At 63.2% G+C, this 13,215-nt stretch carries 14 protein-coding genes; 6 read left to right on the forward strand and 8 right to left on the reverse strand.

Annotated features, from left to right (window positions below; translation table 11 throughout):
* Positions 1-128 precede the first annotated feature (128 nt).
* The 5 genes from VGO12_RS13700 to VGO12_RS13720 all read left to right on the forward strand — a co-directional run bounded on the left by VGO12_RS13700 (position 129) and on the right by VGO12_RS13720 (position 6,554).
* Positions 129-467, forward strand: a complete 339-nt coding sequence (locus VGO12_RS13700; protein WP_034802765.1) for a P-II family nitrogen regulator — start codon at positions 129-131, stop codon at positions 465-467.
* Positions 468-494: 27 nt separating this feature from the next.
* Entirely contained in the window at positions 495-1,859 is a 1,365-nt protein-coding gene (locus VGO12_RS13705; protein WP_327513299.1) for an ammonium transporter, read from the forward strand.
* Positions 1,860-2,107: 248 nt separating this feature from the next.
* Positions 2,108-4,762, forward strand: coding sequence for a DNA translocase FtsK (locus tag VGO12_RS13710; protein WP_327513300.1), 2,655 nt, complete (start codon positions 2,108-2,110; stop codon positions 4,760-4,762).
* A gap of 138 nt (positions 4,763-4,900) precedes the next feature.
* Positions 4,901-5,563: an outer membrane lipoprotein carrier protein LolA gene (locus VGO12_RS13715; RefSeq protein WP_327513301.1), complete on the forward strand. Its 663-nt coding sequence runs from the start codon at positions 4,901-4,903 to the stop codon at positions 5,561-5,563.
* A 184-nt stretch (positions 5,564-5,747) separates the two neighbouring features.
* Positions 5,748-6,554, forward strand: coding sequence for an exodeoxyribonuclease III (locus VGO12_RS13720; RefSeq protein ID WP_327513302.1), 807 nt, complete (start codon positions 5,748-5,750; stop codon positions 6,552-6,554).
* Between the two features lie 90 nt (positions 6,555-6,644).
* Here VGO12_RS13720 and VGO12_RS13725 read toward each other — a convergent pair whose 3' ends face one another.
* Both VGO12_RS13725 and VGO12_RS13730 read right to left on the reverse strand, forming a co-directional pair.
* On the reverse strand, positions 6,645-7,100 hold the full coding sequence (locus tag VGO12_RS13725; RefSeq protein WP_327513303.1) for a cyclic nucleotide-binding domain-containing protein: 456 nt from the start codon (positions 7,098-7,100) through the stop codon (positions 6,645-6,647).
* A gap of 108 nt (positions 7,101-7,208) precedes the next feature.
* Positions 7,209-7,892, reverse strand: coding sequence for a response regulator transcription factor (locus VGO12_RS13730; protein WP_327513304.1), 684 nt, complete (start codon positions 7,890-7,892; stop codon positions 7,209-7,211).
* A gap of 143 nt (positions 7,893-8,035) precedes the next feature.
* Between VGO12_RS13730 and VGO12_RS13735 the strand changes: the two genes are divergently transcribed.
* Positions 8,036-8,581, forward strand: a complete 546-nt coding sequence (locus VGO12_RS13735) for a L,D-transpeptidase family protein (protein ID WP_327513311.1) — start codon at positions 8,036-8,038, stop codon at positions 8,579-8,581.
* A gap of 16 nt (positions 8,582-8,597) precedes the next feature.
* Here VGO12_RS13735 and VGO12_RS13740 read toward each other — a convergent pair whose 3' ends face one another.
* The 6 genes from VGO12_RS13740 to rplS all read right to left on the reverse strand — a co-directional run bounded on the left by VGO12_RS13740 (position 8,598) and on the right by rplS (position 13,214).
* Entirely contained in the window at positions 8,598-9,134 is a 537-nt protein-coding gene (locus tag VGO12_RS13740) for a histidine phosphatase family protein (RefSeq protein WP_327513305.1), read from the reverse strand.
* A 132-nt stretch (positions 9,135-9,266) separates the two neighbouring features.
* Positions 9,267-10,676 (reverse strand): 3-isopropylmalate dehydratase large subunit, encoded by a 1,410-nt coding sequence (leuC, locus tag VGO12_RS13745; protein WP_327513306.1) that lies wholly within the window; start codon positions 10,674-10,676, stop codon positions 9,267-9,269.
* A gap of 75 nt (positions 10,677-10,751) precedes the next feature.
* Complete coding sequence (locus tag VGO12_RS13750; protein ID WP_282439048.1) at positions 10,752-10,880, reverse strand: hypothetical protein; 129 nt, start codon at positions 10,878-10,880, stop codon at positions 10,752-10,754.
* Between the two features lie 39 nt (positions 10,881-10,919).
* A complete protein-coding gene (locus tag VGO12_RS13755; protein WP_327513307.1) occupies positions 10,920-11,741 on the reverse strand; it encodes an amino acid ABC transporter permease in 822 nt (273 codons plus the stop codon).
* Between the two features lie 9 nt (positions 11,742-11,750).
* The gene (locus VGO12_RS13760) at positions 11,751-12,560 is read right to left on the reverse strand and encodes a basic amino acid ABC transporter substrate-binding protein (protein ID WP_327513308.1); all 810 of its coding nucleotides are present in this window, start codon (positions 12,558-12,560) and stop codon (positions 11,751-11,753) included.
* 126 nt (positions 12,561-12,686) lie between these two features.
* Positions 12,687-13,214, reverse strand: a complete 528-nt coding sequence (rplS, locus tag VGO12_RS13765) for a 50S ribosomal protein L19 (protein WP_327513309.1) — start codon at positions 13,212-13,214, stop codon at positions 12,687-12,689.
* Position 13,215: the final 1 nt, after the last annotated feature.

Consider the following 13,215-nt stretch of genomic DNA (forward strand, 5'->3'; position numbering starts at 1 on the left):
CATAAACTTAGGACAGGCGTCAGAATCTGGCACGCCCCTTGAATGTCACAGTCCGGTTGCACGGCGCTTGGGGCGCTCCGCAGCAAGGAGAGACGGCCTCCGCCGGAGGCGAACAAGGATGAAACCAGATGAAAATTGTGATGGCCATTATCAAGCCGTTCAAGCTCGATGAGGTTCGCGAAGCCCTCACTGCTGTCGGCATCCAGGGCCTGACCGTGACCGAAGTCAAAGGCTACGGCCGCCAGAAGGGGCATACCGAAATTTACCGCGGCACCGAATACGCCGTCAGCTTCCTGCCGAAACTGAAGGTCGAGATCGCCGTACCGTCCGAACTCGTCGACAAGGCGGTGGAAGCCATCGCCGCGGCCGCCAAGACCGGCCAGATCGGCGACGGCAAGATCTTCGTCTACGCCATTGACCATGCGGTGCGCATTCGCACCGGCGAAACCGATTCAGAAGCGTTGTAAACCACGCCGTTCAGGGAGCACTACTCGATGTCATCACTTAAGCTTTCCACCTCTCTTGGACGCCTGGGCGCATTGACCGCCGCCCTGCTTGCGCCGGTTGTCGCCTTCGCGCAGGAAGCAGCGCCCGCCGCAACCGCAGCAGCTGCCGCCGCGCCGGTTCCGGACAAGGCGGACACCGCCTTCATGTTCATCTCGACGCTTCTCGTCTTCTTCATGCTGATCCCGGGCCTCGCGCTCTTTTACGGCGGCCTGGTGCGCGCCAAGAACATGCTGTCGGTGCTGATGCAGTGCACCGTCATCGGCGCGACGATGATGATCGTCTGGGTCGTCTACGGCTATTCCTTCGCCTTCGGCGGCTCGACCAGCCCCTATTTCGGCGGCTTCGCCAAGATGTTCCTCGCCGGCGTCACCGGTGAGACCACGTCGGCCACCTTCTCGGAAGGCGTCGTCATTCCGGAATACATCTTCATGCTGTTCCAGATGACCTTCGCGGCACTGACGCCGGCGCTGATCATCGGCGCCTTCGCCGAGCGCATCAAGTTCTCGGCAGCGGTGCTGTTCTCGGTCCTCTGGGCGACCTTCGTCTACTTCCCGATCGCCCACATGGTCTGGGACGGCAACGGCCTGCTCTTCGGCATGGGCGCGCTCGACTTTGCCGGCGGCACCGTCGTTCACATCAACGCCGGCGTTGCAGGCCTCATCGGCGCGATCATGGTCGGCAAGCGCACCGGTTACGGCCGCGACATGATGGCGCCGCACTCCATGACCCTGACGCTGGTCGGTGCAGCCATGCTCTGGTTCGGCTGGTTCGGCTTCAACGCCGGCTCCAACCTCGAGGCTTCGGGTGGCGCGATGCTCGCAACCGTCAACACCTTCCTCGCAACGGCTGCCGCCATTCTCTCCTGGTCGGCCGTCGAAACCTTCACCCGCGGCAAGGCCTCGATGCTGGGCGCTGCTTCGGGCATGATCGCCGGCCTCGTCGCCATCACACCGGCCGCCGGCATTGCCGGCCCGATGGGCGCGATCGTCATGGGCGTGATCGTCTCGCCGCTTTGCTACTTCTTCGTCTCGGTGGTGAAGAACAATTTCCACTATGACGACACGGCAGACGTCTTCGGCGTCCACGGCGTTGGCGGCTTCTTCGGCGCGCTTGCGACCGGCATCTTCGCCTCCTCGTCGCTCGGCGGCATCGGTTATGCCGACGGCGTCACCATGGGCGGCCAGTTCATGACCCAGCTGACCGCCGTCGCCATCACCATCGTGTGGTGCGGCGTCGTCTCGGTCATCCTTTACAAGGTGGTGGACGTTGTCGTCGGCCTCAGGGTCTCGGTCGAAGCCGAGCGCGAAGGTCTCGACCTTTCGTCCCACGGCGAAGCTGCCTACCACAGCTAAGCGGATCGCGGCGCTCGCATCGGGCGCCGCCTATCGTCCCGTCGCGATCCGCTTGACGCGGATCGCCTTTGGCCCGGACCCGAAAGGTCCGGGCTTTTTTGTGACCTTTCGGACGCTCTTGGCACCCGCTGTCATCCGCTATTTTAGCGGCATCTACGCATGGTTAATGTCGCATTAACTGTACTCCGTTTAGGTTGATTCTCATGGCGCGCAATGCGCCCAAGAGATCGAGACGGGCAACAGGCAACATGAGCAGAAGCAATCCGGCAGCGCTTGACGGCCATTCCAACCGGTTCGTGCTAACCACATTCGTTTGGCGACAGATCGCGTCGCTGGCGGGCTTTGCGCTGTTCGGCGCACTGGCGCTGGCGATTGCGGCGCTGTCGACCTGGAACGTCGCCGACCCGAGCTTCTCCTACGCAACGTCCGAAGCACCGACCAACGTGCTCGGCTATGCGGGCGCCGCCTTCGCCGATATCTTCATGCAGTTCTTCGGCCTTGCCAGTGTCGTCGCCCTGCTCCCGGCCGTTGCCTGGGCGCTGGTGCTGATCGGCGGCAAGCGCTTCGACAAGATCTTCAAGCGTCTCGCCTTCTGGTTCATCGGCTCGGTGCTGGCCGGTGCTGCCTTGAGCTGCGTTCCGGCACCGATCACCTGGCCACTGCCGAACGGACTTGGCGGCGTCTTCGGCGACATGATCCTTCGTTTTCCGGCCCTTTTCACCGGCGCCTTCCCGACCGGCACGCTCGCCACGATTCTTGCCTGCATCTTCGCCGCACCGGCCGCCTGGTTCCTCATCTACAGTGCCGGCCTGATCGGTGTCAGCGACGAGGTGGAGGACGAAGAGGTCGTCGAACCGACGCCGAGCAAGGCGCGCACCGTGCGCGACGAACTCGACGAGGACGACAGCGAAGGCCCCTTCACCCTGCTGATGGGCTCGTTCGCCCACATGCGCTACACCGTGCATGCGCGCGTCCGGCGCATTTTCGGCATGAGCGGCACGCGCAGCACACCCAAGCGCCAGTACGACGAACCCTACGACTTCAACAATGACGAGTTCGGCACGCTGAACGAGCCGGCCCGGCCAAAGCCGATGGCCGCCGGCGACCGCATCGAACCCTCGCTCGACCGCTCGGAACGCCGCGTCCTGACCCCGCCGCCGATCATGGCCGACGAGGACGACGACGACCTGCCCTTCGATATCGACGAGCGCCGCCCCGCCGGCATCCTGCCCGACGACGATTACGACGCAGCCGCCGATTGGGCGCCCAAGGCGGCACCGCCGAAGCAGGGCCTGCCGAAGGCAGGATCCCGCGTCTCGACGCCTGCCCCTCGCCCGAAGTCGGGCCAGCGGGTCGAGCGCGAAGCCCAGCGCTCCTTCGTTGAAGACAATGACGGCGACTTCACCCTGCCGCCGATGCATTTCCTCGCCGAACCGAAGAACGTCAGCCGCGACGCCTCGCTGTCTCCAGACGCGCTCGAACAGAATGCGCGCATGCTCGAGGGCGTGCTCGAGGATTTCGGCGTCAAGGGCGAGATCATCCATGTGCGTCCCGGCCCGGTCGTTACCCTCTACGAACTGGAGCCGGCACCCGGCATCAAGTCCTCGCGCGTCATCGGCCTTGCCGACGACATCGCCCGCTCGATGAGCGCGATCGCCGCCCGCGTCGCCGTCGTTCCCGGCCGCAACGCCATTGGCATCGAGCTGCCGAACCAGCGGCGCGAAACCGTCTATCTGCGTGAACTCATCGGCTCGCGCGATTTCGAGACCTCGAAGGCCCGCCTTGCCATGGCGCTCGGCAAGACGATCGGTGGCGAACCTGTTGTTGCCGACCTCGCCAAGATGCCGCATCTGCTCGTCGCCGGCACCACCGGCTCGGGCAAGTCTGTCGCGATCAACACCATGATCCTGTCGCTGCTCTATCGCCTGAGCCCCGACCAGTGCCGGCTGATCATGATCGACCCGAAGATGCTCGAACTCTCCGTCTATGACGGCATCCCGCACCTGCTTTCGCCCGTCGTCACCGACCCCAAGAAGGCGGTCGTGGCGCTGAAGTGGACCGTGCGCGAGATGGAAGAGCGCTACAAGAAGATGTCGAAGATCGGCGTGCGCAACATCGACGGCTTCAACAGCCGCGTCGAGCAGGCGCTTGCCAAGGGCGAGCAGATCACCCGTACGGTCCAGACCGGCTTTGACCGCCAGACCGGCGAGGCGATGTACGAGACGGAAGAATTCGATCTGGCGCCGATGCCCTACATCGTCGTCATCATCGACGAAATGGCCGACCTGATGATGGTCGCCGGCAAGGATATCGAAGGCGCCGTGCAGCGCCTGGCGCAGATGGCGCGCGCCGCCGGCATCCATGTCATCATGGCGACGCAGCGCCCGTCGGTCGACGTCATCACCGGCACGATCAAGGCCAACTTCCCGACCCGCATCTCCTTCCAGGTGACCTCGAAGATCGACAGCCGCACGATCCTTGGCGAACAGGGCGCCGAGCAGCTGCTCGGCATGGGCGACATGCTCTACATGGCTGGCGGCGGACGCATCCAGCGCGTCCACGGCCCCTTCGTTTCCGACACCGAGGTTGAAGACGTCGTCGCCTATCTCAAGACCCAGGGCGTGCCGCAGTATCTCGACGCCATCACCGAGGATGACGACGAAGACGGCGAAGGCGGCGGACCGTCCGGCACCTCAAACCTTGCCGATTCCGACGATCCCTACGACCAGGCGGTCGCAGTCGTGCTTCGCGACGGCAAGGCCTCCACCTCCTACGTTCAACGTCGCCTCGGGATCGGATACAATCGTGCCGCATCGCTGATCGAACGTATGGAACAGGAAGGCATCATCGGCCCGGCAAACCACGCCGGAAAACGCGAGATCCTGGTTCCAACCGAAGAATAGAGCCGTTTCGGCGAGCTTTGGAACGGCAGGCGAAACCGATAACGGTCATGTGAGAGTGCGAGCCGAAAAGCTCGAAAAAGGTGCCTTGAAGGCGCCGCACTTGCGCTCCAGATGATCTGGTAAATGAAGGAGACCGAGATGACAGAGACCAAGACAGGCGCGCGCAACCACCCGGTAATAACGCGCCGCCTTTTCGTGTGCGGGCTTGCGGCAATCGCCGGCGCCGGTAGCACCGGTCTCGACGTCAGCCAAGCCTTCGCACAGGCACCGGGCGCCGCCCAGAAAATCGCCGATCATTTCTCCTCGGTGAAGACCATGGCCGGCGAATTCGTGCAGTTCGGCCCGCGCGGCGAGCAGACCGGCGGCAAGTTCTACATCCGCCGCCCCGGCCGCATTCGCTTCAACTACGAGGCCCCCTCGCCCATGCGCGTCATTGCCGACGGAAAGTCCGTCGTCATCGGCAACATGAAGCTGAAGACCTGGGACATCTACCCGCTGTCGAAGACGCCGCTCAATCTCCTGCTGAGCGAGAAGATCGACCTTACCGGCAAGATGGTGCGCGGCGTCAAGGAAGAATCCGACCTCATCACCATCGTGCTTGGCGACCGCTCGATCTTCGGCGATTCGACCATCACTATGATGTTCGACCCGAAGACCTACGACCTGCGCCAGTGGACGATCACCGACGCGCAGAAGAAGGACACCTCGGTGATGATCTTCAACGTCCAGACCGGCATGGCGCTGGACGACAAGGTCTTCCAGATCCCCTACGACGAGGTTCGCAACAAGAAGGGCGGCTGAGCGGTTTCGTTCTCTGCCACTGTCGCAATAAGGCCGCCCTCTCCGGTGCGGCCTTTTTTCATGGGTTTGCCTTGCCGCGTTCCTTGTCCCGGCGCTCTGGACCTGCTTAAAGCTGCGACCAGACATCCATCTCAAGCCGGCTTCCCGTCGCGAAGACCAGGCTCCAGCCGATCAGGGAATACGCATGGCCCTTTCCGTCGCCACATGGAACATCAATTCCGTTCGCCTGCGCATGCCGCTCGTCGAGCACCTCCTCAAAACCTGGCAGCCGGACATTCTCTGCCTGCAGGAAACCAAGTGCCCGAACGACCAGTTTCCGTCAAAACCGCTGAAGGCGCTCGGCTACAACCACATCGAGATGCACGGCCAGAAGGGCTATCACGGCGTCGCCACGATCTCGCGGCTGCCGCTCACGGAACTGACCGACCGCCGCGACTATTGCGGCGTCGGTGACGCCCGCCATCTCTCGGTGGTCTTTCAGGCCGGCGGCAAGAAGATAAGGCTTCACAATTTCTACGTTCCGGCCGGCGGCGACGAGCCGGACCGCACGATCAATCCGAAATTCGGCCATAAGCTCGACTTCGTCGAAGAGATGAAGCTGCTGCATGCGGAAGCCGAGGCCGGCATTTCCTCGATCCTCGTCGGCGACCTCAACATCGCTCCCCTTGAAGACGACGTCTGGTCGCACAAGCAGCTCCTGAAGATCGTCAGCCACACCCCGATCGAGACCGAGGGACTGACGACGGTCATGAACGGTGGCGGCTGGGTCGATCTGATGCGCCAGCACACGCCCTCCCCGACCAAGCTCTACACCTGGTGGAGCTATCGGGCAAAGGACTGGGAAGCGGCCGACCGTGGCCGCCGGCTCGACCATATCTGGTCATCGGCCGACCTGGCGCCGGCGCTCAAGCATGTGGATATCCTGCGCGAAGCCCGCGGCTGGGAGCGCCCGTCCGACCATGTGCCGGTGATTGCGCATTTCGACATCTGAAGAGGTCGCTGAGGAACCCGCAGCGGTTTGCCGCTGCGACAGCCCGTCAATCAAAGCCGAGGCAAAGCGCTTCTGGCGAGGGCTGCACCCTCAGGCGAAGCGGCCGGCGAGCGCACCGGCCCGGCGGATCATCGCCTGCAGGTTCTCGCGGATACGCGCCTCGACGAGTTCCGCCACCTCCGGATACTCCTCCAGCATGCGGCGAAACAGCGGCCGGTTGATGCGGATCACTTCGCTGTCTTCCTCGGCGGTCGCCGTGAACTTGCGCTCGACCATGGAGATCAGCGCCAGTTCCGACAGCAGCGCGCCGCGTTCCACGGTCGAGACCGTCGCCACGGAGCCGTCGACGCCGGCCTTCGACAGGGACAGGCTGCCGCTCGCGATCGCATAGGCGCAATCGGCCGGCGCCCCCTCGCGAAACAGTTCCTGCCCCTTGAAAATGCGACGCCGTTCGGCGCCGAAGGCGATCAGCCGCAGCTTGTCCTCGCTGATGTCGGCAAACAGCGGAACATTGGACAAAAGCACGATATCGTCGTTGAGCGCCAAGCGACTAACCTCCCGCAGCCACGCTGCTCACGGCCCCAACGGACCGGTTCGCGCACGCGACCCATGCAAACAACTGGGAACGAAGGGCGGGCACTGTGCACACCCCAGCTACGGAACGATCTTGTAGCCGCCGTTCTCTGTCACCAAAATCTCGGCATTGGAAGGGTCCCGCTCGATTTTCTGGCGCAGCCGGTACACGTGGGTTTCGAGCGTATGCGTCGTCACGCCGGAATTGTAGCCCCAGACCTCCTCGAGCAGCACATCGCGCGTTACCACCTTCTGGTCGGCGCGGTAGAGGTAGCGGATGATCGCAGCCTCTTTTTCGGTGAGACGGATCTTCTGGCCGTTTTCGAGCGTCAGCAACTTCTGGCTCGGCTTGAAGGTATAGGGTCCGACGCTGAAGGTCGCGTCCTCGCTCTGTTCGTGCTGGCGCAGCTGCGCACGGATGCGGGCGAGCAGCACGGCAAAGCGGAACGGCTTGGTCACGTAATCGTTGGCGCCAGCTTCCAGACCAAGAATCGTGTCCGAATCGGTATCGTGACCGGTCAGCATGATGATCGGCGCCTTGAAGCCGCCCTTGCGCAGAAGCTTCACCGCCTCGCGCCCGTCCATGTCGGGCAGGCCGACATCCATGATCAGCAGATCCACCTGCTGGCCGCGCGCGGCCTGGATGCCCTTGCCGGCGGTGGCTTCCTGGACAAGGTCGAACTCTTCGTAAAGTGAAAGCTGCTCGACCAACGTTTCGCGCAGGTCATTGTCGTCGTCGACAAGAAGAATGGTACGGGTCGCCATGGGACAATTCCTGTTTGCTTCCGGTTTCAAACTAGCTCAAATGCCCGTGTTGGCAAGCGAACCAGCATTGCTACCTCTTTATAGTCGCAACCGTGCTTATGGTGCCCCCCAAATCACGGGCAAAGCAAAAATCCGTGAGAATGATGCGCAAGAAAACGCCGCAGGGACGATCAATCAAGACCATTACCGTGCGCGCCGCGCCGCGCGATCGAAAACGCGCGCTCGTCTCGTTCGACGGTCGCGTCGAACAGGCGGCGATCGGGCGCAGCGGCATCACCAGCCTGAAACGCGAAGGGGATGGCGCGACACCGCGTGCGGCGATGAAGCTGGTTGGCGGCTACATCAGGCGCGATCGGCTGTTCCTGGGACCCACACCGCTGCCGACGCGCGCGACGCGCACGGGCATGCTCTGGTGCGACCAGCCAGGACACGCCCTCTACAACCGGCCGGTCAAAGCTCCCTTCAAGCCGAGCCATGAGGAGATGATGCGTGGCGACGGGCTCTATGACATCTGCCTCGTCATGGACTGGAACCTCATCAGGCGGCGCCGAAATGCCGGCTCGGCGATCTTCTTCCACTTGATCCGGCCGGGCTACGAGCCGACCCAGGGCTGCGTTGCGGTCAGTCTGCCTGCGATGCGCCGGCTGGTTCCGCACATGCGCCGCGGCACCGTCGTCAGGGTTCTCTGATCCTGTCGTCTGTCGCTCAGGCGAGCGATCGGGGCGTGACGAAATGTGCGAGCCGCGCGCCGCCGGGCGAAAGGTCCCGCCAGCCTGCGGCCTCGAATTCGAGAACGGCAAGGGCTGCCGTCGGGAACTTGTCGGCGAGCCGCATGCGCGCGTCCGGATCTCCGGAACCGACCAGTTCGAGCGCCAGATCCTCCATGCCCGGATTGTGGCCGACGACGAGCAGCGATCCGACGGCCCCATCGGTCGCACGGATGACGCTCAGGATCTGGTCGGCCCCCACCTCGTAGATGGCTCGCGTGTTTTCGACCGCAATGCCCGAAGGCAGGGCGCCCGCCACCAGTTTCCATGTCTCTTGCGCCCGCTCGGCGGTCGAGACCAGCGCGCGCTCCGGCACAAGCGCGTGGCGCGCCATGTAGTCACCCATCAGCGGCGCGGCCTTTCGGCCGCGCTCTGCGAGCGGGCGGTAGAAATCGGCGACGCCGTCCGGCCAGGCGGATTTGGCATGGCGCAGCAGCATCACGCGCAAGGTTCGTAGAGGCAGATCGTCGCTCATCCATCACTCCCGGGCACACTAGGGCACGGCAGACAGCTTAGCGCATTTTCTCCGGCCGAAACGTCTTCCTCGTCGCCAAAAAAAAGGCCGCCCCGAAGGGCGGCCATCAACGCCGGAAAGCTCAAGACCGGCTTATTTCCATTCGCGGATATCGACGAAGTGCCCCTCGACGGCAGCAGCTGCCGCCATCGCCGGCGAGACCAGATGCGTGCGGCCCTTGAAGCCCTGACGTCCCTCGAAGTTGCGGTTCGAGGTGGAGGCGCAACGCTCGCCCGGCTTCAGCCGGTCGTCGTTCATCGCCAGGCACATGGAGCAGCCCGGCTCGCGCCAGTCGAAGCCGGCTTCCCTGAAGATCTTGTCGAGACCTTCGGCTTCGGCCTGTTCCTTCACCAGGCCCGAGCCCGGAACGATCATCGCCGAAACGGTCGAGGCGACCTTGCGGCCTTCGACCACCTTGGCCACTTCACGCAGGTCTTCGATGCGACCGTTGGTGCAGGAGCCGATGAAGACGCGGTCGACGGCGATGTCGGTGATCTTCGTGCCGGGCTTCAGGCCCATATAGTCGAGCGCACGCCACTTGGAGACGCGCTTGGTCTCTTCCTGGATGTCGTCCGGGTTCGGAACGATGCCCTGGACCGAGATGACGTCTTCCGGCGACGAGCCCCAGGAGACGATCGGCGGCAGATTGGCGGCGTCGAGCACGACGACGCGGTCGTAATGCGCGCCTTCGTCGGTGTGCAGCGTCTTCCAGTAGTCGAGCGCCATGTCGAAGGCCTTGCCCTTCGGTGCGCGCGGCTTGTCTTTGATGTAGGCGAACGTCGTCTCGTCGGGCGCGATCAGGCCGGCGCGGGCACCGCCTTCGATCGTCATGTTGCAGATGGTCATGCGGCCTTCCATCGACAGCGAGCGGATGGCTTCGCCGGCAAACTCGATGACGTGGCCGGTGCCGCCGGCGGTGCCGATCTCGCCGATGATGGCAAGGATGATGTCCTTGGCGGTGACGCCTGGCGGCAGCTGGTTGTCAACGCGCACCAGCATGTTCTTCGCCTTCTTCTGGATCAGCGTCTGGGTGGCGAGCACGTGCTCGACCTCCGACGTGCCGATGCCGTGCGCGAGCGAACCAAAGGCGCCGTGGGTCGAGGTGTGGCTGTCGCCGCACACGATGGTCATGCCCGGCAGCGTGAAGCCCTGTTCGGGCCCGACGATGTGCACGATGCCCTGGCGCTTGTCGTTTTCGGAGTAGTATTCGACGCCGAACTCGGCCGCGTTGTTGGCGAGCGCCTCGACCTGGATGCGGCTTTCCTCGTTCTTGATGCCGAGGTGGCGATCAGCCGAGGTCGGCACGTTGTGGTCGACAACGGCGAGCGTCTTTTCCGGGGCGCGGACCTTGCGGCCTGCCATGCGCAGGCCTTCGAAGGCCTGTGGGCTCGTCACTTCGTGAACGAGGTGACGGTCGATGTAGAGAAGACAGGTGCCGTCTTCCTGCTGGTTGACCAGGTGATCATCCCAGATCTTGTCATAGAGGGTACGCGGTGCGCTCATGGCGATACATCCATCGAGTTTTCAATAGGGGTAGGAAAGCCGGCGGCAGGGCGGCCGGAAGCTCTGATCAGGAGATCAGGACAGGCGGCTCGTAAGCGCCCCATGGACGCGCGCAAAAAAGCGTGCCGGCAGGCGCTTGTGATCCTGCAGCACGACGATTTTCTGTTCACGACATCCGAATTTGGATTCCATGGCCGTGTTCATATCAATTTTCTGACAGGTCGGCAATTGCTGGAAACCGGATCAGCGCTGCTCGGCCCGCCGGAACCGACGTTCGAGCCCCCGCAACCCAAGCGACAGGCCTATGGTCAGCACCAGATAGACATAGGCGACGATCGAGTAGGTCTCGAAGAAGCGGAAGGAGCCGGAGGCGTAAACCTTGCCCATCTGCGTGATATCGGCGACGCCGAGAACCGAGACCAGCGACGAATCCTTGACCATGGCGATGAAGTCGTTGCCGAGCGGCGGCAGGATCACGCGGATCGCCTGCGGGAAGACGACGAGGCGGAAGCGCTGGTAGCGCGAAAGCCCAAGCGCCTTGGCCGCCTCGATCTGCCCCTTGTCGACCGAGAGGATGCCAGCGCGGAACACTTCGGCGATGAAGGCGGAATAGCCGATCATCAGCGCGATGATCGCCCGCCACATCAGCGAGATATCGCGCACGACCACCGGCTCCATGAAGCCGGCGCTGATCAACGGCGCGAACAGCACGTTGGCGGCGACGACGATCGCCGGCGCGCCAACGAAGGCGATATAGAACAAAAGCACGAGGATCGGCACACCGCGGATGACTTCGGTGTAGAAGCGCGCGATCTGGCGCAACGCCGCATGCTCGGAGAGCGCCATCAGCGCAACGCCGAGACCGAGCGTCGTTGCCAGCACGAACCCCATCAGGGTCACGAAAACGGTGACGCCGAGCCCCTTGAAGACAACGGTGAAGACTTCGGTGAAGATGTCATTGCTGACGATCACGGCGGCGAGCGCCGCTGCGATCACGAGAAGGGCGACCAACCACCAGGGATAGTCGCCCTTGCCGGACATGCCAGAAGATTGTGGAGCGGCCATGGCCTGAAATCAGCCACCCATCTTGTATTCAAGGAACCATTTCTTATCGAGTGCGTCGAAGGTGCCGTCCTCCTTCAGCGCCTTGATCGCGGCGTTAACAGGAGCAACCAGATCCGAGCCCTTCGGGAAGATGAATCCGAAGTCCTCGGTGCCGAGCGGACCGCCGACGACCTTGAGCTTGCCTTCGGAGGAATCGACATAGCCCTTGGCAGCGACGCTGTCGGTCAGGACCACGTCGACGTCGCCGGCCTTCAGTGCCTGCACGGTCGCGCCAAAAGTCTCGAACAGCTTGATGCGCGGGTTCTGCTCGTTGCCGTCAAGCATTTCGTAGACGGCCGTGTAGAACGGCGACGTGCCCGGCTGCGCGCCGACGAGACCGTCGGCGAAGGCGCCGAAGCTCTTGCCGTCGTTGAAGCGGGTCTCGTCGCTGCGAACCAGCATGAACTGCTGCGAACGCATGTAGGGATCCGAGAAGTCGACCTTTTCCTTGCGGTCGTCCTTGATGGTGATGCCGGTCATGCCGATCTGGTACTGGCCGTCATGCACCGCCTGGATCATCGCGTCCCAGCTGGTGTTCTGGTATTCGACCTTGAAATTCAACCGCTTGGCGATCTCGTTCATGGCGTCGTATTCCCAGCCCTTGGCTTCGCCCGACTTCGGATCGACGAACTGCAGCGGCGGGTAGGCGTTCTCCGTGACGACGACGACGGTCTTGCCGCCAAGGTCGGGCAGCTCGCTGGCAACGGCCGGTGCAGAAAATGCGAAAGGAACGGCAAGTGCGGCTGCGATGCCCGCAAGCACATGGCGACGGATTGTCATTGGAGGGCTCCCGAAAATTGTGGCAGCGGAAAATGTCACAAATTCAGACGGAAAGACAAGCGCATAGTACCAAAAAAGAAAGGCGGCCAAAGGCCGCCTTTCCAACAATCCCTAAGGATTGAAAATTTATTCCGCTGCGGCTTCAGCTGCCTTGGCGGCTTCAGCTGCGGCCTTCGCTTCAGCGGCTTCGGCTGCTGCCTTCTCGGCGGCGAGCGCCTGAGCTGCTGCGACCTTTTCAGCCTCGATGCGTGCCTTTTCCTCGGCAATAGCCTGACGCTCGGCTTCGTTCAGCTTGCGGGCGCGCGTGCCGGTGTTCTCGACGATACGAGCCGACTTGCCGCGACGATCGCGCAGGTAGTAGAGCTTGGCGCGACGGACCTTACCGCGGCGAACGACTTCGACGCTCTCGACGAGCGGCGAGTAAACCGGGAATACGCGCTCGACGCCTTCGCCGTAGGAGATCTTGCGAACGGTGAAGCTTTCGTTGATGCCGCCGCCCGAACGAGCGATGCAGACGCCTTCATAGGCCTGTACGCGGGTACGGTTGCCTTCGACAACGCGGACGTTGACGCGCAGCGTGTCGCCTGCGGAGAATTCCGGGAGCGTGCGCTTGGCGGCGATCTTGGCGGCCTGTTCGGCTTCCAGCTGCTGGATG

This window comes from Ensifer sp., from assembly GCF_035999135.1.
In the GTDB taxonomy this organism is placed as follows: Bacteria; Pseudomonadota; Alphaproteobacteria; order Rhizobiales; family Rhizobiaceae; genus Ensifer.

Excerpts from the sequence above, each read along its gene's own strand:
- VGO12_RS13740 (WP_327513305.1), bottom strand. The coding sequence starts at position 9,134 with ATGAGCGACGATCTGCCTCTACGAACCTTGCGCGTGATGCTGCTGCGC.
- VGO12_RS13750 (WP_282439048.1), bottom strand. The coding sequence starts at position 10,880 with ATGAACACGGCCATGGAATCCAAATTCGGATGTCGTGAACAGAAAATC.
- VGO12_RS13705 (WP_327513299.1), top strand. The coding sequence starts at position 495 with ATGTCATCACTTAAGCTTTCCACCTCTCTTGGACGCCTGGGCGCATTG.
- VGO12_RS13730 (WP_327513304.1), bottom strand. The coding sequence starts at position 7,892 with ATGGCGACCCGTACCATTCTTCTTGTCGACGACGACAATGACCTGCGC.
- VGO12_RS13715 (WP_327513301.1), top strand. The coding sequence starts at position 4,901 with ATGACAGAGACCAAGACAGGCGCGCGCAACCACCCGGTAATAACGCGC.
- VGO12_RS13755 (WP_327513307.1), bottom strand. The coding sequence starts at position 11,741 with ATGGCCGCTCCACAATCTTCTGGCATGTCCGGCAAGGGCGACTATCCC.
- VGO12_RS13735 (WP_327513311.1), top strand. The coding sequence starts at position 8,036 with ATGCGCAAGAAAACGCCGCAGGGACGATCAATCAAGACCATTACCGTG.
- VGO12_RS13720 (WP_327513302.1), top strand. The coding sequence starts at position 5,748 with ATGGCCCTTTCCGTCGCCACATGGAACATCAATTCCGTTCGCCTGCGC.
- leuC (WP_327513306.1), bottom strand. The coding sequence starts at position 10,676 with ATGAGCGCACCGCGTACCCTCTATGACAAGATCTGGGATGATCACCTG.
- VGO12_RS13700 (WP_034802765.1), top strand. The coding sequence starts at position 129 with ATGAAAATTGTGATGGCCATTATCAAGCCGTTCAAGCTCGATGAGGTT.
- VGO12_RS13710 (WP_327513300.1), top strand. The coding sequence starts at position 2,108 with ATGAGCAGAAGCAATCCGGCAGCGCTTGACGGCCATTCCAACCGGTTC.
- VGO12_RS13760 (WP_327513308.1), bottom strand. The coding sequence starts at position 12,560 with ATGACAATCCGTCGCCATGTGCTTGCGGGCATCGCAGCCGCACTTGCC.